This is a genomic window from Streptomyces sp. NPDC058985 (assembly GCF_042740985.1).
GTDB lineage: Bacteria > Actinomycetota > Actinomycetes > Streptomycetales > Streptomycetaceae > Streptomyces.
In genome coordinates, this window is sequence record NZ_JBHYJX010000034.1 from 32,018 (window position 1) to 50,794 (window position 18,777).

Genomic DNA, 18,777 nt, shown 5'->3' on the forward strand with positions numbered 1-18,777 from the left:
AGCCGTCAGGCCGGGGGCGGCCGCCACTCGAACATCAGCAGCGTGGCGTCGTCCCGCAGCCGGTCCTCCTGCGTCGCCAGGATCGAGTGGATCAGCCGGCGCAGCGACTCGGGCGCCAGCTCGCCGCCGGCGGTGGCCCGGATGACGTAGTCGGCGAAGCGCTCGAGTCCCAGCAGCGTCGCCTCCCGGGTCCGCGCCTCCACGACACCGTCGGTGTACATCAGCACCCGGTCCCCGGGCTCCAGCGAGATCTCGTGAGTGCTGCGCGGGCCCGGGGTGAACCGCGCCGGCAGCCCCATGGGCGGATCGGCCTCGCGCTCCATGGCGTCGATGACCAGCCGCTGGTCGCGGATGAGGATGGGTGCGGGATGACCGCAGTTGGTCCAGCGCAGCACCCCGGTGGCCAGGTCGAGCTGGCAGACGACCGCCGTGCAGAACTGGTCTGGCAGCCAGGCCGCGAGGGCGTCGTCCACGGCCGACACCAGCTCGGGCAGCTCGGCGCCCGTGCGCCTGGCGTTCCGGCAGGCGGCCAGGGCGACCGCGCTGGTGAGCCCGGAGGCCAGGTCGTGCCCCATGGCGTCCAGGACGGCCACGTGCAGGGTCGTCTCGGTGAGCGAGTGGTCGAAGGCGTCGCCGCCGATCTCGTACGCGGGCTCCAGGACGGCCGTCGACACGACCTGCGCGTTGCCGATGGTGCGCGGCGGCAGGAAGGCGCGGAGCATCTCGGCGGGCAACTGCATCCGTTCGGTGCGGGTGCTGCGGACGTAGGAGTCCTCGTAGGCCCGCTTCGAGGTGATCATCATGGCGGTCAGCGAGGCGAGCGCCCGGCCCCGGGTGAGCGACGAGGCGGTGAGCGCGGTGTCGTTCACGGCCAGCACGCCGAGCCGCTCCGCGCCGTCCAGCAGCGGGAACCAGGCGGTGACACCGTCCGCCCCCGACTCCTCCACGCGCAGCGCCTGGGTGCGGTACGCCCATCCGGCCAGCGACCCGTCGACGGGGAGAGCCGAGGCCATGCCGGTCTGCGGGACGAGGTGCCGCTGCTGGAGGTCGACGAGGTAGACCACGGTGTGCCGCAGTCCGAGGGCGTGGGAGCAGCGGGCCACCGAGGTGGGCAGGTCCAGGGTGAGGTGGGCCGGATCGGCGAGGAACTCCTGGAGCGTGGCCTCGCCCGGCTCCGACGTGGACACCTCGGCTCCTCTCGTCGGCGGTCCCGCGAGGGCGGGGACGTTGCGCAGCAGTCTGGCACCGGGTGCCCGGCCCCGCCCGTCGGGCGGACGAGGGTGACCGGCCGACACGGACGTCCCAGGCGTGCAACCCATCACGGCCGTAACGAGTCGTACGGGACAAGCAGGACCGAGACCGACACACACTCAGATGATCCGACATGGGGGAAACATGAACGTTTGTGCCCGAGGAGTCCGTGTCGTGGCGACCGCGCTGGCGGCCGGCGCCGCGCTCGCCGTGGCCGCCGTCCCGGCGAACGCCGCACCACCGCGATCCGCCTCGCCCGCCTTCCTGGACCCGGCCGAACTGCCGCCGCACCCCTCCTCCGACTGGTACGCCGGACCCGTCACCGCCGGGCAGCCCGACCCGCTGCCCCTGTGCGTCGGCGACGCGCTGCCGTCCACCGCCTCCCACCGCCGGTACTGGACGGAGTACGACACCGGTGCCCTCCAGGTCACGGTCGTCGAGCGCAGCACGCGGCACGCCGTGAGGCTCGCCGCGCTGCTGCGCGAGGACCTGGCCGACTGCGCGCGCGAGGTGATGGAGCGGTATCCCGACGTCACCGCCACGCAGAAGTACTACGGCCGCCTCGACGTGGAGGAGGGCGCCCACGTCTACGGCGTCCACACGGTTGCCGAGTGGGGCGCCTCCGACATCGGCCTGTTCTCGGTCGGCCGGGACGGCAGGACCGTGACCGTGGTGCAGTGGGGCCGGATGGGCACCTTCGAGCACGCGCAGGTCGCCGGCTTCCGGGCCACCACCGTCACGGCCGTCGACAAGCTGAACTGAACGCACGGGGGCGGGCCGGTGGTCCGGCCCGCCCAGGGGCGTGCCCCGGCGCCGGTCAGCAGTCCGGAACGCCCGCGATCTTCTCGCCGCCCCTCAGATACAGGTTGTTGACCCAGGCGATGTCGCTGCCCGAGAACTCCTGCACGGCGGTCCACCAGCTGTTCCCGCCCACCGCCGGGTCGTGCACGTACTCGCCCCGCTTCTGGCAGACCGCGTCCAGCCAGTAGGTGGAGCGGACCGCGAGCACGTTGGAGTTCCTGGTGGGGTGCTGGCGCAGGTTGACGTCGGTCGCCCAGATGTAGACGTCGGTGAGGGCCGGGTCACCGCCGCTCGGCGCCACCGGGGCGGCCTGGGCCGTGCCGGCGAGCCCGCCCACGGCGAAAGCGGCCGCCGCCAGCGCGGTGACGGAGTGACGCATCAGTCGCTTCATGTGTGGTTCCCCCTGTGTCGATCCGCGGCCGGGCGGCACCCGGCCCGCACTCGGCACCCTAGGGACGATCGGGGCCCAGGGGTCCCTGACAAGTGTCAGGACCCGGCGTTCTCCGCCTCCTCGAGCGCGACGAGTCGGGGGTGGTGGAGGTCGAAGGCCGGCGACTCGGAGCGTACGCGCGGCAGCGCGTGGAAGTTGTGCCGGGGCGGGGGACAGGACGTGGCCCACTCCAGGGAACGCCCGTAGCCCCAGGGGTCGTCGACCTCGACCGGACGTCCGTACCTCGCGGTCTTCCACACGTTGTACAGGAACGGCAGCGTCGACAGACCGAGCAGGAAGGCGCCGACGGAGGAGACGGTGTTGAGCGCCGTGAAGCCGTCGGCGGCCAGGTAGTCCGCGTACCGGCGGGGCATGCCCTCCGCGCCGAGCCAGTGCTGCACCAGGAACGTGGTGTGGAAACCGGCGAACAGCGTCCAGAAGTGCACCTTCTCCAGGCGGTGGTCGAGCATGCGGCCGGTCATCTTCGGCCACCAGAAGCTGAACCCGCCGAACATCGCGAACACGATCGTGCCGAACAGCACGTAGTGGAAGTGCGCGACGACGAAGTACGAGTCGGTGACGTGCCAGTCCAGCGGCGGCGAGCCGAGGATCACCCCGGTCAGTCCGCCGAAGAGGAAGGTCACCAGGAAGCCGGCCGCCCACAGCATCGGCGGCTCGAAGGACAGCGAACCCCGCCACATGGTGCCGATCCAGTTGAAGAACTTCACCCCGGTGGGGACGGCGATGAGATACGTCAGGAACGAGAAGAACGGCAGCAGTACGGCACCGGTGGCGAACATGTGATGCGCCCACACGGTCGCCGAGAGCCCTGCGATGGCGATGGTGGCGCCCACCAGCCCCGTGTAGCCGAAGACCGGCTTACGGGCGAAGACCGGGATGATCTCGGTGACCACCCCGAAGAACGGCAGCGCGAGGATGTACACCTCGGGATGGCCGAAGAACCAGAACAGGTGCTGCCACAGGAGCGCACCGCCGTTCTCGGCGTCGAACACGTGGGCGCCGAAGTGCCGGTCGGCCTCCAGTACCAGCAGCGCGGCCGCCAGCACCGGGAAGGCCAGCAGCACCAGGACCGAGGTCAGCAGCACGTTCCAGACGAAGATCGGCATGCGGAAGATGGTCAGGCCGGGGGCGCGCATGCAGATGATCGTGGTGATGAAGTTGACGGCGCCCAGAATGGTGCCGAACCCGGACAGCGCGAGCCCCATGATCCACAGGTCGCCGCCGAGGTAGGGGGCGCGCAGGGGGCCGCTGAGCGGCGTGTAGGCGGTCCAGCCGAAGTCCGCCGCGCCCTGCGGCGTGAGGAAGCCGCCCAGCACGATCAGCCCGCCGAACAGGAACAGCCAGTACGCCAGCATGTTGAGACGCGGGAACGCCACGTCCGGCGCGCCGATCTGCAACGGCATGACGACGTTCGTGAACCCCGCGAACGTCGGGGTGGCGAACAGCAGCAGCATGATGGTGCCGTGCATCGTGAACGCCTGGTTGTACTGCTCGTGGGAGAGCACCTGGATGCCGGGCCGGGCCAACTCGGCCCGCAGCAGCATCGCCAGCGCCCCGGCGATCAGGAAGAACGCGAACGACGTGACGAGGTACAGATGACCGATCCGCTTGTGGTCGGTCGTGGTGACCCAGGAAACGAGCACCCGGCCCCTGCCGTGGCGTTCCGCCGCCGGGACCGCGGCGGCAGGGCGGGTCGGTTCGGTGGGTTCGGTCTCTGTCACCATCCGACCAGGGCAGCCGAGCCCCGGCCGCCCGCGTCGATGCCACGTCACGCAACCACCGAGGTACGGCCGGTTGGCTGATCGTTTGTAGCCGTCCGGGTGGGCCGGCGCCCCGGGCGGCCGAAGCGGCCGTCACCCGAATGGCCCCCGCACGCTACTGGTCACGGCCGAACCGGTGTCTCCTTGAGGGTGTCAGCGGCGTCCAGGCTGGGAGGCCGATCATGTACGAAATGTGCGTGGGCCCGGAGAAGGCGGGCGGAGCGTTGGTGTGGCACGTGTTGGCCAAACAGGCCGCGGCCACGCTGTGCGGACAGCAGCTCCGCGAACGTATCGAGGCATCCGACGGTGAACGGGCGCGTCACTGCCCGGACTGCATGGCTTCCTTCGAGAAGTTGATGGCAACCACACCGTGCTGACGGACCGTCCGCGAGCCGTCCGCCCCGTCGCTCCACGCGGCGGGGCGGACGGCTTTCCCGTGCCCGGCTTTCCCGCGCCCGGAGCCGTTGGGCGACGATCACCCGGTCGGGGCAGTGTCATGACGGGGTCCGGGGGAATTCGCCGAGCATGCCCCGGGGCGCGACGTCCTCCCGCCTCCGGGGCGGTGGGACGCGCCGCGGCCGGGATCCCCGAGTCGGCCGCGGCGCATCCTCCTCCCACCGCGCGCAGGCACCCTCCGCATCCCCCGAGGATGGGTGTCCGCCACCGGGACATGTGGGTGTCGTCCCCGATGGCGGCGCCGCCCCCCGGCGTGTGACCGTGGACCGACGCCGCGCCCCGGGGGCCTATTTCGGGGGGCCGGGAGACGTTGCGGGGAAGCCTCGTTCAGCCCGTTCGCGGGCGTTGCCGCGTGGTCCGTTCCGGGTGTGCGCTTCGCACCCCGAGTAGCCGGGGCGGCCGGTGCCCCGTTCGGTTCCGGGAGCGGTGTCACGGCACCGGCGCCGGTCGACGGCGTCCGGCGATCCGCCCACGGACGACGCACCACGGACGACGCACCACCGACGACGCATCACAGCTGAAGGAGAACCCGCATCCATCCCCGTCAAGTGAAGCCCTCCCCACTCTCCGCACGGCGGAAGGCGGTGACCCGTGGGACACGCTGACACCCTGCTCGCCATGGGCGGCGCCTTCCTCGCCGCCGCGTTCCTCGCCCGCCTCGGCGGCAGGATCGGACTTCCGACGATTCCCCTGTTCATGCTCGCCGGCATCCTGCTCGGCCCGCACACCCCCGGCTTCGTCCTGGTCGAGGACGCGCACGACTTCGAGATGCTCTCGGCGCTCGGACTGGTGCTGCTGCTGTTCTACCTGGGCCTGGAGTTCCACCTCGACGACCTCAGGACCGGTGGCAGGCGGCTGCTCGCCGCGGGCGGCGTCTATCTGCTCCTCAACGTCGGGGCCGGGCTCGGCTTCGGGTTCGTCCTCGGCTGGGGGCTGCGTGAGGCGCTGGTGCTCGCGGGGGTGCTCGGCATCTCCTCCTCCGCGATCGTCACCAAGATCCTCATCGATCTGGGCCGGATCGGCCGCCCCGAGACGCGTCTGATCCTGGGCGTCATCGTGGTCGAGGACATCTTCCTCGCGCTGTACCTGGCCGCCCTGCAACCGATCATCGCGGGCGCCCGGGGCTTCGCGGAGATCGCCCTGCAGGCCGGCAAGGCCTTCGGCTTCCTGCTGGTGCTGGCCGCCGCGGCCCGCTACGGCACCCGGCTCGTGGGCCGCCTGATCGAGACCCGGGACAACGAACTCCTCGTCATCAGCTTCCTGGGCGCGGCCGTTCTGGTCGCCGGCGTCTCCGAGGTCCTCGGCGTGGCCGACGCCATCGGCGCCTTCATGGTCGGTCTGATCCTGGCGGGCACCCCTTCCGGGCCCCGGATACGCGAGTTGGTGCACCCGCTCCGTGACGCCTTCGCGGCCATCTTCTTCTTCGCGTTCGGTCTCGCCATCGACCCCGGTGACATCGCCTCCGTCGCCGGTCCGGTCGCCGCGGCGGCCGTCCTGACCGTCGTCATGAACATCGCCGCCGGACTCTGCGTCGCCCGGCTGTACACCTACGGCGCGCAGCCCGCCGCGGAGATCGCCACCACCCTGGTCGCCCGGGGGGAGTTCGCGCTGATCCTCGCCGCGATGGCCGCGGGCGCCGGACTCGACGAGCGGCTCGCCCCCTTCATCGCCGGGTACGTCCTCGTGCTCGCCGTCCTCGGTCCCATCGTGGCGGCGCGGGCGCACCTGCTCGCCGGTGCCCTGCGGACGGCCGCCGGGCTGCTGCCCGGGACCAGGTCACCGGCCGCGGTACCGGGCGAGGGGAAGGGCGAGGACGGGCCGTCGGAGTCCGTGGCGCTGTCGGCGGGCGCGGCCTCGTCGTGCTCGGCGTCCGCCTCGGAGCGCGCGGAGGCCGAACGCTAGGGCCTGTCTGACATTCCCGTCGTCGCCCGGAGGGCGGCCTCGCGGCGTCAGGTGCGTGCTCTCGCCGTGCCGGGCGTAGAGCCTCGTACTGGATGTACTTGGCTCTGCGCCCGGTGCGGCGAGTGGGGGTACCTCCCACGCCCTCAAGGCAGTGGGGGAGCGTGCATGGCGTCGCGAGGCAGACGGGAATTGTCAGACAGGCCCTAGGCCGGTCCCGGCGCCGGGAGGAGACGCGCGGGACCCGGCCCACGGGGCGGGAGCTGCACGCGATCCGGCCGCCGCCGTGCACACCCGTCGCCCACCCGTACGGCACGGCCCCCTTCCCCCGGTGGGACAATCTGCCCACAGGGCCGGTGTCCGACGCCGTGGTCGGCGCCGTCCGGGACCGGAAGGAGCCGTCAGCATGATCGAGTGGGTGCCCCTGGCCAGCGGTGCGAGACCCGTTCCCCGGCCGGTCGCCGCTCCCGTGGTGTGGGCGGGTGCCTTCGGCGGCGCCCTCACCCTGGTGGCCTTCCTCAACGGCACGGTGGGTTCGGGCCGTCCCGGACTGGCCCTCCTGGTGCTCTCCGCGCTGGCGGCGCTGCTCGGGCTCTGCGCCCGCTTCACGGCCGCTCCCGGGACGGCCGTGCTGTGCTGGCTGTCCCTCAACGGTTTCGCGATCCCGCCGGCCGGCGTCCTGACGTGGACCGGCCGGCGGGACGCGCTGTGGCTCGCCTGCCTGCTCGGCGCCGCCCTCGTCGGCACGGCGCTGGCCCGCGTGGTGCACGCGCGGGCCGCCTACCGACGGCTCGGCGCGGCCACGGGACCCGAGTCGCCGGGGCCGGGCCCGGGCGACTTCTGACCGTCCCGACCGCCGCCCCGCGCCCGGACGGTGGTCCGGGAAGGGCCCGCCGGACACCCGGCGCGGCCCTCCCCACCTGTTACGGGGTCAGGCCGTGTGCAGCGTCAGCCCGTAGCGGTTCAGGATCTCGTTGACGGGCTGGAACCAGGTCTCGCCGCCGCTGGAGCAGTTGCCCCAGCCGCCCGAGGTGACGCCCTGCGCCTGGTCGCCGCTGATGAAGGAACCGCCGGAGTCGCCGCCCTCGGCGCACACGCTGGTCTTGGTCATCTGGTGCACCGCGCCCTGGCTGTAGTTGACCGTCTCGTTCTTGGCGAGCACGGTGCCGCAGTGCCAGTGGGTGGTGGAGCCGGAGCGGCAGATCGAGGCGCCGACGGGCGCCTCGTTGGAGCCGCGCACCAGCTGGTCGGAGACGGTGCCCCAGCCGAGCACGACCGGCACGGTCCACCAGCCGCTGCCCACGCTGACCCAGGCGTAGTCGTTGCCGGGGAACGACGAGCCCTGGAACGTGCCGATGTACGACCGGTCCCAGCCGCTCACCCCCGCGCCCGTCCCGCCGCAGTGCCCGGCGGTGACGAACCCGCCGTGCACGGAGAAGCCGATGGAGCAGCGGACGTTGCCCGTGTAGTAGGGGTCGCCGCCGACGGTGCCCGCCGCGAAGGTCTGCGGGGCCGAGGCCACCGTCCGCACCGTGACCGGACCGGCCTCGCGGGCCTGCTTCACGAAGTGCTGGACATCGTTGTCAGCCTGTTCGGCCCGGACCACGTCGACGACCACGGTGTTCGCCGCCGTGTCGACACGCCAACTGCTCACCCCGGCGGGCGCGTCGAGGCGGTCGACGCGTGCCTTGGTCGCGTCGAGCGACTCGGCGCTGTGCTCGACGGTGCGCACCTGGGCGCCGGTGGCGCGGACCGCCGCCGCCGTGGACGGTGCCGCGTCCGAGGTGACGGCGACGGTCAGCCGTCCGGAGGCGGCGTCGAACCACGAGCCGCCGAAGGCCTTTCCGGCGGCCCGGCGTGCCTCGGGCGCGAGGTCGCCGGCCCGGCGTTCGGCCGCGAGCCGGTCCTCGGCCTCGGCCCGGGTGAGACCGAAGTCCCGCTGCATGGCGTCCAGGAGGCCGGCGGAGGCCGGCTGATCGGTGGAGGGGGAGGGGGTGTCGGCCGCCGAGGCCGGGAAGGTGCCGACCGCGGTGAGGCTGCCGAGTACGAGGAGGCCGGCCAGGCCGAGGTGCCTGAGTCTGCTGCGTCTCACGGGAGTTGCCCTTCGTCGTTCCAGCAAGGTGGGGGTGGAACACCGCGTGCTGAGAGCGCTCTCATCGGGTTGTTCCGAGCTTAGCCAGCCAGCGTTATCAGGTCCATGCCAATGCAGGGCCTTTCCGTGGAACCCGCGTCGGACAGCGCCGTGCCGGCCACCCCGGGCGGGGCGGCCGGCACGGCGTGCGTGACGTGTCGGTCAGTACCAGCCGGTCTGCGCCCGGACGTGGCCGTCGCAGGCGAGCAGGGCGCGGGAGACGCGGCCGTTCAGGTTGTTGCCGATCTTCGAGTAGGCGTAGTCGATGCCCGGGTCGACGGTCTCCGAGACCCAGCCGTCGGCACGCCCGGCGCCCGAGTTCGAGCGTTCCAGCACGGCGGCGCAGTTGGCCCGGGAGTTCTCGATCCGGGCGAACGAACCGCAGCGGGAGGAGTAGAAGTACTTCAGCGCCATGCCCTCCGCGTACCGGGTGGCGCCGACCTGCCGGAACGTCCCCGCGCAGCTGGAGACGGTCGGATACTGCCCCTCCATGCCGTAGGCGCCGTAGTTCCCGCCCGAGTGCGGTGCGGCCTGGGCCGGTACGGCGGACAGCGCCAGCGCGACGGCGGCGCCCCCCGCGGCCAGCAGAGTGGTGAGCGATGATCGGCGGCTCATGAGCCCTCGTTTCCTGTGTCGGCGACGACTGTGCCGGCGGTGAGCCGGACCGGCGGCCACCCCCGTCAGCGACGTTAGGCGCGCCTTGGGGTGCCCGGTACCTGAGAGATGTCAGGGCGGTGGGAATCCTTTCGTCCCGGTTGGTGGCGCGCGGACGGGGCACTCAGTGCTGCGTCGTGCAGTGACGACCGGGACCAGGAGGCACGCGTGGCGGTTCGGCATCGGTTGATCCAGGCGACCCCGCAGGCGGTGTGGGACGTCCTCGCGGACGGCGACCTGTACGTGGAGTGGGTGGTGGGGCCCTCGGACTCCACTCCCAAGTCCGGACACTGGCCGGAGGTCGGCGCCGCCATCGCCTACGAGGTGCGGCTGGGGCCTCTGCGGCTCGACAACGAGTCCGTCGTCCGGCACAAGGCCGACGGCCGCCTGCTGGAGATCGAGGCGAAGGCGGGCCGGCTCGGTACCGCCCGGATCTCCGTCGAACTGCGCCCGTGGGGCGAGCAGTGCCTGGTCATCGTGGACGAGCACCCGCTGCGCGGCCCCGGCGGCATGCTGCACAACACCGGCGTCGAGGCGTTGATCCAGGTGCGGCACCGCGCGATGCTGGCCCGGCTGGCCCGGCTGTGCGAGTCCCGGGCGGGTGGGCACCGCCGCCCCGACCCCGGCGACCGCGCCGGACGCGTGTCGTACCGTCCGGGAACCGGCCGTGCCTGACGCCGTCGTGATCGGTGCCGGCCCCAACGGACTCGTCGCGGCCAACCTGCTGGCGGACGCCGGCTGGAGCGTACGGGTCCTGGAGGAGCAGCCCGAGCCGGGCGGCGCGGTACGTCACGACTCCGGGGTCGCCCCCGGCTTCGTCAGCGACCTGTTCAGCTCCTTCTACCCGCTCGCCGCCGCCTCCCCGGTGCTCGCCGGGATGCGGCTCGAGGACCACGGGCTGCGCTGGGCCCACGCCCCCCACGTACTGGCCCACCCGCTGAGCGACGGCACGTGCGCCGTCCTCGACCGCGACGTCGCCGTCACCGCCGCCTCCCTCGACGCCTTCGCGGCCGGGGACGGTGCCGCCTGGGAGCGCCTGTACGACGTGTGGGACCGCTACCGGACCGACATCCTGGACGCCCTGTTCACCCCCTTCCCGCCGGTCCGCGCCGCCGCCCGGCTGGCCCTGCGGCTGCGCGGCGCGGGCGGGCTCAGGCTGGCCCGCACCCTGGTGCTGCCGGTGCGGCGCATGGGCGCGGAGGAGTTCCGGGGCGAGGGCGGCAGACTGCTCCTGGCCGGCAACGCCCTGCACGCCGACCTCGCGCCCGAGGCCGCCGGCAGCGGCGGCTTCGGCTGGCTGATGTCGATGCTCGGGCAGACCTACGGCTTCCCCGTGCCGGTCGGCGGCGCCGGAGCGCTCACCGCGGCCCTGGTCCACCGGCTGCGCTCCCGCGGCGCCACCGTGAGCTGCGGGCACCGGGTCGAGCACGTCGTGGTCCGCGACCGGCGCGCGGTCGGCGTCCGCACCGCCGGCGGGGAGCTGGTCCCCGCGCGCCGCGCCGTCCTCGCCGACGTCTCCGTGTCCGCCCTGTACGGCGGTCTGGTCGCCCCCGAGGACCTCCCCGAACAGGTCCTCGCCGACCTGCGGCGCTTCGAGTGGGACTTCGCCACTTTCAAGGTGGACTGGGCGCTGGACGGCCCCGTGCCCTGGCGGTGCGCGCGGGCGGCGGGGGCCGGGACCGTGCACCTGGCCGACGGTCTCGACGAACTGACCCGGTTCGCCGCCCAGATCGCCATGGGCCGCGTCCCCGACCGCCCCTTCTCCCTGTTCGGCCAGATGACGACGTCCGACCCGACCCGCTCGCCCCGCGGCACCGAGTCCGCCTGGGCCTACACCCACGTCCCCCACGACGTCCGGGGCGACGCGGGCGACGCGGGCATCACCGGGAGCTGGGACGCCGGGGAGCGGGAGCTGATGGCCGACCGGGTCGAGCGCCAGGTGGAACGCTTCGCACCCGGCTTCCGCACCCTGATCCGGGCCCGTCGGGTCCTGGCCCCGCCGGCGCTCCAGGCCCTGGACGCCAATTTGACGGGCGGCGCCATCAACGGCGGCACCGCCGCCATGCACCAGCAGCTGGTCTTCCGGCCCGTGCCCGGCACCGGACGGCCGGAGACCCCCGTGGCCGGGCTCTACCTCGCCTCCGCCGCCGCCCATCCCGGCGGCGGAGTGCACGGCGCGCCAGGCGCCAACGCCGCCCACGCCGCACTGCGCCGGAACCGCTTCGCAGGCCTCACCCGGGCGCAACGGGCCCTGGCCCGCCGCGACCGGGCCGGCGACAGACGGTGAGCGTCCGCGCAGCCCCCCGAGGAAAGGCCCGACCGGTGACCGACAGCCCCCTCCAGAACCGCACCGTCGTGGTGACGGGTGCCGCCCGCGGACTCGGCGCCGCCCTGGCCCTCGCCTTCGCCCGCCGCGGCGCCCGGGTCGCCCTGCTCGGTCGTGAGAAGTCGCACCTGCGGACGGTGGCCTCCCAGCTGCCCACCGAGGCGCTCGCCGTCGAGGCCGACGTCACCGACCCCGCCGCGCTGGCGGAGGCGGCCGGTGCGGTACGCCGGGGCCTGGGGCCGCCCTCGGTCGTGGTGGCCAACGCGGGCATCGCGGAGGGCGGGCCGTTCGTCACCTCGGACCCGGCACTGTGGCGCCGCGTCGTCGACGTCAACCTGACCGGCAGCGCCCACACGGCCCGCGCCTTCCTGCCGGACCTGCTGCGCACCGCCGGCTACCACCTCCAGATCGCCTCGCTGGCCTCGCTCGGCGCCGCCCCGATGATGAGTGCCTACTGCGCCTCCAAGGCGGGCGTCGAGGCCTTCAACCACTCGCTGCGCGCCGAGGTGGCCCACCACGGCGTCGCCGTGGGCATCGCCTACCTCAACTGGGTCGACACCGACATGATCCGCGACGCCGACCAGCACCCGGTCCTGCGCGAGCTGCGCGGGCACATGCCGCCGCCGGCCCGCCGCACCTTCCCGGCGGACGACGTCGCCGCCCGGCTGGTCCGCGCCGTGGAGCGCCGCCGTACCGCGGTCTACGTCCCCGGCTGGCTGCGCCTGGCCCAACTGGGGCGCACCATGCTGCCTCCCGTGGTCCTGCGGCTCTCCCGCCACGAGCTGCCCCGGCTGGAGGCCGACGGACCCCTGCGCGCCACCGGCCCGCTCGGCGCGGGCGGACTGGCCGACCGGGACGGGCCGGAGCCGGGTGCGTAGCCCACCGGGCCCGGACACCGGTTCCGCTGCTGAGAGGAAGGCATGCAGACGTTTCTCCCCCTCCCCGGGTTCCGGGAGTCGGCGCTCACGCTGGACCGCCGCCGACTGGGCAAGCAGCGGGTCGAGGCGCTCCAGGTGCTGCGCGGCCTGACCGTGCCCGGCTACGGCTGGCGCCGGCACCCGGCGGTGCGCATGTGGGCCGGCTATGAGGAGGCACTGGTGCGGTACGGCCTCGAGGTCTGCCGGGTCTGGCGGGACCAGGGCCACCAGGACAGCTGCGCCGCCTCGCTCGTCGCCGGTCTCGCCACTCTCCGCCCGCACGAACCCGTGCGCGACCAGACCGCCCTGGCCCGCGCCGGGGAGCTGCCGCCGTGGCTCGGTGACGAGGCCTTCCACCGCAGCCACAGGTCGGCGCTGCTGCGCAAGGACCCCGACGCCTACGGCGGGCTGTTTCCCGGTGTGCCGGACGACCTTCCCTATGTGTGGCCGGCCTCGGACCGGTCGGGAGAGGGGCCGGCGAGCGGCGCGTAGCAGGTCATGGGTGGCGTCAGGAGTTCTGCGCGCCGAGCCCCTTCAGGTCCACGGTCTCGCCGGCCGGGGGCTGTTCGGGGTTCACCGGCTCGCCGTAGTCGCTGAAGGTGACGCTGCCCGGGTTCCTGCCGCCCTCCGTGGTGGTCCTGAGGATGTAGGGCTCGCCCTCCGTGGCCACGTACATCGCGAGCGTCTCGCCGCCGTCGCCCTCCTTGGTGAGCTTGAGCGCCTCCTTGCCGTCCACCTGCGAGGTCTCCCCGCGCTCCATGCCCTGGCGCTGGGACTTGTCCTGGTCCATCGCCGCGACGAAGCCCTGCTTGTCGCAGACCCCGGCAGTCGTGGCGTCGTTGCCCGGCATCCGCACCCATTTGTCCGACAGCTTGGGCACCATCTCCCGTGCCTCGTCGGGCTGTTGCTTCAGGGCGTTCTCCCAGTACCGCCGGTCGCCGCGCAGGTACAGGGTCGAGTCGGTGTAGCGGACCTCGGCCTCGGTGTCGCCGGCGCCGATGGTGCCCTGGCAGTTCTTCGCCCGGTCGACCGAGACGTCGATGGTGACCGTGGAGCCGTTCTCCTGGCGGGTGTCCCCCTTCACGTGCATGGACTTCGCTTCCCGGGTGGCCTCGACCGCCTTCGCCGCGACCGAGTCGGCGCTCTGCCCCTCGAAGGGGTCGCTCCCGTCCCCGGAGCCGCCGCCGCAACCGGCCAGCAGTACGACGGAGGCGCTCGCGGTCGCCACGGCGGTTGTCACATCGCGGGTGCGCACTGGCAGTTCCTTCCCGTGTCTGTTCGAAACCATCAAGTCACGTGGCCTATAGGCCTGTTGGTGCCGGACGTTCCGAATACCCCGATTCCCGCTCCCCGCACCCGATGAAGGACCGGTGACGTCCGTGTGGCGGCCACGGTCACCGATTGGTCCCGCATACCGCCCCGGAAGTGGACCCCGTGCGAGACCGGCCGGCTTCCTAACGTCGGTTCCGTGAACGCCACCACCGCACGCGGCTCCCTGCTCGCCGCCCTCGCCTGCGTCCTCGTCGGAGGATCCTTCACCGCCAACAGCCTCCTCGGCGACTACCCGTACGCCGGGGGCCAGTTCCTGCGCTACGGGCTGGCCTTCCTGCTGCTCGTCCCCCTCGCCGGGTCCGGCGCGGCGGCCCGGCTGCGCGCGCTGGGCCCCCGCCCGTGGCTGCGCCTGGCCCTGCTGGCGGCCGTCGGTATGGTCGGCTTCAACCTGGCCGTCCTGGCGGCGGAACGGACCGCGGAACCCGCCGTCCCCGGGGTCTTCGTGGGCTGCGCACCGGTCGTGGTCGCCGTCCTCGTGCCCCTCCTCGACGGACGCCGGCCGCAACGGGTCGTGCTCTACGGGGCGTCGCTGGTGGCCGCGGGCGCCTTCACGGTCCAGGGCTGGGGACGCACCGACGGCGCGGGCATCGCGTTCTCCGTGTGCGCGCTGCTGGGCGAGGTCGGCTTCGCGGTCCTGGCCGTGCCCGTCCTGCGGCCCCTGGGCCCGCGGCTGCTGTCCGCCACGGTGTGCGGCATCGCGGCGCTCCAGTCGGCGGTGGCGGGCGTGCTGGCCGACGGCGCGGGCTGGCTGCGGCCGCCGGACGCGGTGGAGGCCGGCGCGCTGCTGTGGCAGGCGGCGGTGGTCACCGTCGTCGGCTTCGTCTGCTGGTACATGGGCATGCAGCGGATCGGGGCGGAGCGCGCCACCCTGTTCTCCGGCCTGATCCCGGTCGCCGCGGCCTGCACCGCGCCCCTGGTCGGCACCGGTTCCTACGGCGCCGCGCAGGCCGTGGGCAGTGCCCTGGTCTGCGCGGGGGTCGCCGTGGGATCGGGGGTGTCGCTCTCCTTCGCCCGCCGGGGCGGTCCCTCGTCCGCCCGTCCGGGTGCGGCCCGGACGGCGCGGCAGAGGTCCTTCGAGTCCCGCTCGGCCGAGAAGCTGTAGAAGCCCTCGGCGCCGGAGGGGCCGTCCGCCCGCGGGCGGGCCCGGTGGCTCAGGGCTGCAGGGGCATGCTGCGGCAGTTGGAGCGCGCCGGCTCCCCGGAGAGCCGGTCGGTCAGCCAGGAGATGGCGCTGCCCTGGTCGGTGAGGAGCGGGGCGAAGTGGTTGAGCAGGCCGCTTCCGACGCCCGGCAGCAGGACGGGGGCGTAGGTGACCGTGGCGCCCTTGCGGCACCAGTCGACGGCGAGTTGACGGGACTGGCCGTGGGGGACCAGGTCGTCGCTGACGCCGGTCGCCACGCGGACCGGGCTGCCGGGCTTCTGCGAGCCGATGCGCTGCTCGGCGAGGAAGTCCCGCAGTACGGGCTCGGCGCGGATGATGTCGCTGATGGACTGTCCGGTCGTCGTCCAGTCCTCGCTGCTCGCGCCGCCGTACCCGAAGAGGGCGTCGCCCACGCACATCGTCGACAGGTCCTTGAGCGCCTCCCGGCCCTCCGCGTTGATGTACCGGTCGGCGATGGGGCCCAGGGCGGGCTCCGTCTGCAGGAAGCCGTTGAGCGACCAGCCCAGCGCGCCCGCCAGGTCGCCGCCGTCGATCGCCTCGGTCACCTCGGTCAGGTCCGCGGGCGGCGCCCCCGCGTAGGTGCCCGCGAGCGGTACGTCCGGGGCGTAGGCCGGCTGGAGTTCGGCCGCGGCCGCCGTGGCGCCGCCGCCCTGGCTGTACCCGAACAGGCCGACCCGGGAGCCGGCGGTGACCGAGGCCGAGCCGAGCGAGCGCGCGGCGCGTACGGCGTCCAGTACGGCGTGGGCTCCGTCGACGCGGTTGACGTAGGTGTGCAGCCGGTCGGTGGTGCCCAGGCCGACGTAGTCGGTGACGACGACGGCGACGCCGCGCAGCAGCAGGCGGTAGACCGACAGGTTCTCGTAGCCCACGGAGACCGTTCCGTCGCCCAGCCGCAGCGGGTGCTCCAGGGCCATGGAGGCGGCGCACTGGTCGCCCTGCCCCATGGTGCCGGGGGCGACGGCGACCAGGGGCCGCGGTCCGTCGCCGCGCCACTTCGCGGTGGGCTCGATGTAGGCGCCGGTGACGGCGACCGCCTCGCCGTTCGCGTCGGTGGACTTGTACATCAGGCGGGTCGCCCGCCCCGGGAGGGGGCCGTCGAGGCCGGGCAGACTCAGGGCGAGCGCCAGGTGCTCACTGCGGATCAGGGTGCCGTCGGCGGCCGGGAGTCCGGCCGGCGGCGTGTAGAAGGCGGGTATCTCCACGCCCCGGGACACCTCCGAGGCGGGGTCGGCGGCCGTGCCGTCGGTGGTGCCTGCCGCGGCGGCGGGCACCGCCTGGGCGCCGAGGGCGAGCGCGGCGGTGATCGCCGCGGCGAGCAGACGGGGACGTGCGGGCATGGCGAACCTCCTGGGGAAGGGCCGGAACCGGTCGTCCGCGGTCCGTTGGGGGAGGACCGGGGCCACGCTGCTCCTGTGGGGTGACGGGACCGTACCCGGACAGGAGTTACCGGGGGTAGCACCATGCTTATTACGGTTCAGTAACTTGACGTCGCGTCTAACAAGCGGCGTCGGGCAAGGTGTCGGTCCGGCGGGATCCACGCCCCGCCGGACCCGGGCCGCCGCTACCGGCGGCCGCGTACCAGCAGGTACAGGAAGTACGGCGTCCCGATCACGGCCGTCATGAGCCCCGCGCCGAGCTGGGCCGGGGCGATCACCGTGCGGCCGATCAGGTCGGCCGCGCAGACCAGGGCGGCGCCCAGGAGGATCGAGACCGGCACGACCCGGACGTGCCGCCGGCCCACCAGGGCACGTGCCGCGTGCGGGGCGACCAGCCCGACGAACCCGATGGTGCCCGCACAGGCCACGGCGCTGGAGCTGAGTACGACGCTCAGCACGAGGAACCCGAGCCGCCCCGGCGCCAGCCGCAGGCCCAGCAGCCGCGGCGTGTCCTCGTCCAGCGAGAGCAGGTCCAGCTCGGTGCGCCGCGCGACCGCCACGCCGATGCCGACGGCCAGCGCCAGCGCGACCGGCACGACGTCCGGCATGGTCCGCCCGTAGGTCGAACCCGACAGCCAGGTCAGGGCCTTGTTCGCGTTGAACGGGTCGGTGAGCACGATCAGCAGGCTGATCATGGCCGCCGTCCCGGAGGCCACGCCGATGCCGACGAGGACCAGCCGGTTCTGCCGGTAGCCGCCCCGGGCGGCCAGCCCGAAGACGAGGACCGCGGTGACGGCGGACCCGGCGAACGCGGCGCCGGCGACGCCCCACGTCCCGGCGGCCGGCACGGTGGTCACCAGGATCACCGCGCCCAGCGCGCCACCGCCGGTGACACCGAGGACGTTCGGTTCCGCGAGCGGGTTGCGCGTCACGGCCTGCACGAGCGTGCCGGCCAGGGCGAGCGCCGCACCCGCGCCGAGCGCCGCGAGCACCCGGGGCACCCGGGTGTCCAGCACGAAGGACACGGTCCGCCCGGCCCTGCCCTGCGCCCAGTTGACGACGTCACCGAGGAGCAGCTTGCTGTCGCCGATCAGCACCGAGGCGATGACCAGGCCCACCAGAGCGGCCGCCAGGACGGCGACCGTGGCCAGGAACACCGCCCGGCTCGGGATGCGCAGCCGGTCCGGGGCGCCGGCCCCGGCGGTGTCCCGCAGCCGCATCGCCATGACGACGAGGAACACGGCTCCGACCAGGCTGGTGACCACGCCCGTGGGCACGCCCACCGCACGGTTCGCCGGCACCAGGGTGCGCAGCAGCACGTCGGAACCGAGCACCAGGGCCGCGCCGGTGAGCCCGGCCGCCGGCATCGACGTACGGGAGCGGGCGAAGCCGCGGAAGCGGCGGGCGAGCGGGCGGACCAGGGCGGGTGCGCACAGGCCGACGAAGCCGATCGGACCGGCGAGCGTCACGGCCGCCGCGGACAGCATCGCCGCCAGCACGACGACCGTGACCCGGGTCGCCCGCACCGGCACGCCGACCCCGCGCGCGGCGTCGTCGCCGAGCGCCAGCGCGTCCACCCGACGGGCCGTCAGCATCAGGCCCGCCAGCCCGGCCAGTGCGATCGGCAGCATCTGGAGGACGCCGTCGAAGCCGTTCTGGGAGATGCTGCCCTGGTTCCACGCGTAGAGGCCCTCGGTCTGCTCGGGAAAGAGCAGGAGCAGTCCCTCCGTCATGGAGTGCAGGCCCAGCATGAGCGCGGTACCGGCCAGCACCAGACGGACGGTGCCGGTGCCCAGGCCGGAAAGCCCGAGCACGACGGCCGCCGCCGCCAGCCCGCCCACGAAGGCGACGCCGGAGGAGGCGATCATCGGCAGTGAGAGGCCGGTGGCGCCGGCCACCCCGAGGGCCAGGTACGCGCCCGCGTTCACGGCCAGGGTGTCGGGGGAGGCCAGCACGTTGCGGCTGACCGACTGGAGCACGGCGCCGGCCGTCCCGAGGACGATACCGACCAGCAGGCCGGCGGCCATCCGGGGCAGCCGCGAGGCGACGACGACCGACGCGTCGTCCGGGTCGGCCCGCCCGGTGAGGGCCTTGAAGACCTCGGACGGTCCGACCGAGGCGGTGCCCTGGGTGATGTCGACGACGGCGAGGACGGCGACCAGCAGGACGATCCCGGCCGTCACCGCGGCCGCGCCCGACCGGGACGTGGGGACCGTCGACGGACGGGTCGCGGGTTCGGTTGCGGTGACGGCCATGGCCTCG

16 protein-coding genes are annotated in these 18,777 nt (G+C 73.7%); 8 read left to right on the forward strand and 8 right to left on the reverse strand.

Annotation, left to right across the window (positions count from 1 at the left end; translation table 11 throughout):
• Window positions 1–5: 5 nt before the first annotated feature.
• Window positions 6–1,187 carry a PP2C family protein-serine/threonine phosphatase gene (locus tag ACFW01_RS26210; protein ID WP_234959806.1) on the reverse strand — a complete coding sequence of 394 codons (1,182 nt, stop codon included), beginning with the start codon at window positions 1,185–1,187 and terminating at the stop codon, window positions 6–8.
• A 208-nt stretch (window positions 1,188–1,395) separates the two neighbouring features.
• Between ACFW01_RS26210 and ACFW01_RS26215 the strand changes: the two genes are divergently transcribed.
• Window positions 1,396–2,013: a hypothetical protein gene (locus ACFW01_RS26215; RefSeq protein WP_384507199.1), complete on the forward strand. Its 618-nt coding sequence runs from the start codon at window positions 1,396–1,398 to the stop codon at window positions 2,011–2,013.
• Between the two features lie 55 nt (window positions 2,014–2,068).
• Here the strand turns inward: ACFW01_RS26215 and ACFW01_RS26220 are convergent, their stop codons facing one another.
• Both ACFW01_RS26220 and ctaD read right to left on the reverse strand, forming a co-directional pair.
• A complete protein-coding gene (locus tag ACFW01_RS26220) occupies window positions 2,069–2,443 on the reverse strand; it encodes a peptidase M23 (protein WP_384507202.1) in 375 nt (124 codons plus the stop codon).
• 95 nt (window positions 2,444–2,538) lie between these two features.
• A complete protein-coding gene (gene ctaD, locus ACFW01_RS26225) occupies window positions 2,539–4,227 on the reverse strand; it encodes a cytochrome c oxidase subunit I (RefSeq protein ID WP_384507205.1) in 1,689 nt (562 codons plus the stop codon).
• 1,083 nt (window positions 4,228–5,310) lie between these two features.
• On the opposite strand from ctaD, the gene ACFW01_RS26230 reads away from it, so the two are divergent.
• Window positions 5,311–6,621: a cation:proton antiporter gene (locus ACFW01_RS26230; protein ID WP_234959810.1), complete on the forward strand. Its 1,311-nt coding sequence runs from the start codon at window positions 5,311–5,313 to the stop codon at window positions 6,619–6,621.
• A 403-nt stretch (window positions 6,622–7,024) separates the two neighbouring features.
• Window positions 7,025–7,462 carry a hypothetical protein gene (locus ACFW01_RS26235; RefSeq protein WP_234959811.1) on the forward strand — a complete coding sequence of 146 codons (438 nt, stop codon included), beginning with the start codon at window positions 7,025–7,027 and terminating at the stop codon, window positions 7,460–7,462.
• Between the two features lie 87 nt (window positions 7,463–7,549).
• On the opposite strand, the gene ACFW01_RS26240 is transcribed toward ACFW01_RS26235, so the two are convergent.
• Entirely contained in the window at window positions 7,550–8,710 is a 1,161-nt protein-coding gene (locus ACFW01_RS26240; RefSeq protein ID WP_234959812.1) for a S1 family peptidase, read from the reverse strand.
• Between the two features lie 201 nt (window positions 8,711–8,911).
• Window positions 8,912–9,364 carry a hypothetical protein gene (locus ACFW01_RS26245; protein WP_234959813.1) on the reverse strand — a complete coding sequence of 151 codons (453 nt, stop codon included), beginning with the start codon at window positions 9,362–9,364 and terminating at the stop codon, window positions 8,912–8,914.
• Between the two features lie 207 nt (window positions 9,365–9,571).
• Between ACFW01_RS26245 and ACFW01_RS26250 the strand changes: the two genes are divergently transcribed.
• Genes ACFW01_RS26250 through ACFW01_RS26265 form a run of 4 tightly spaced genes read left to right on the forward strand, consistent with a single transcriptional unit; the run spans window position 9,572 to window position 13,138 of the window.
• On the forward strand, window positions 9,572–10,078 hold the full coding sequence (locus tag ACFW01_RS26250) for an SRPBCC family protein (RefSeq protein ID WP_234959814.1): 507 nt from the start codon (window positions 9,572–9,574) through the stop codon (window positions 10,076–10,078).
• Window positions 10,071–11,690: an NAD(P)/FAD-dependent oxidoreductase gene (locus ACFW01_RS26255; RefSeq protein WP_234959815.1), complete on the forward strand. Its 1,620-nt coding sequence runs from the start codon at window positions 10,071–10,073 to the stop codon at window positions 11,688–11,690. Before ACFW01_RS26250 ends, ACFW01_RS26255 begins: the two co-directional genes overlap by 8 nt.
• Window positions 11,691–11,725: 35 nt before the next feature.
• Window positions 11,726–12,607: an SDR family oxidoreductase gene (locus ACFW01_RS26260; protein WP_234959816.1), complete on the forward strand. Its 882-nt coding sequence runs from the start codon at window positions 11,726–11,728 to the stop codon at window positions 12,605–12,607.
• A gap of 42 nt (window positions 12,608–12,649) precedes the next feature.
• Window positions 12,650–13,138 (forward strand): MSMEG_6728 family protein, encoded by a 489-nt coding sequence (locus ACFW01_RS26265; protein ID WP_234959817.1) that lies wholly within the window; start codon window positions 12,650–12,652, stop codon window positions 13,136–13,138.
• A 16-nt stretch (window positions 13,139–13,154) separates the two neighbouring features.
• Here the strand turns inward: ACFW01_RS26265 and ACFW01_RS26270 are convergent, their stop codons facing one another.
• Entirely contained in the window at window positions 13,155–13,901 is a 747-nt protein-coding gene (locus ACFW01_RS26270) for a hypothetical protein (RefSeq protein WP_234959818.1), read from the reverse strand.
• 213 nt (window positions 13,902–14,114) lie between these two features.
• Between ACFW01_RS26270 and ACFW01_RS26275 the strand changes: the two genes are divergently transcribed.
• Window positions 14,115–15,080 carry a DMT family transporter gene (locus ACFW01_RS26275; RefSeq protein ID WP_234959819.1) on the forward strand — a complete coding sequence of 322 codons (966 nt, stop codon included), beginning with the start codon at window positions 14,115–14,117 and terminating at the stop codon, window positions 15,078–15,080.
• Between the two features lie 49 nt (window positions 15,081–15,129).
• On the opposite strand, the gene ACFW01_RS26280 is transcribed toward ACFW01_RS26275, so the two are convergent.
• Both ACFW01_RS26280 and ACFW01_RS26285 read right to left on the reverse strand, forming a co-directional pair.
• Window positions 15,130–16,476, reverse strand: a complete 1,347-nt coding sequence (locus ACFW01_RS26280; RefSeq protein ID WP_234959820.1) for a lipase family protein — start codon at window positions 16,474–16,476, stop codon at window positions 15,130–15,132.
• Window positions 16,477–16,700: 224 nt separating this feature from the next.
• Window positions 16,701–18,770 carry an iron ABC transporter permease gene (locus tag ACFW01_RS26285; protein WP_234959821.1) on the reverse strand — a complete coding sequence of 690 codons (2,070 nt, stop codon included), beginning with the start codon at window positions 18,768–18,770 and terminating at the stop codon, window positions 16,701–16,703.
• Window positions 18,771–18,777: the final 7 nt, after the last annotated feature.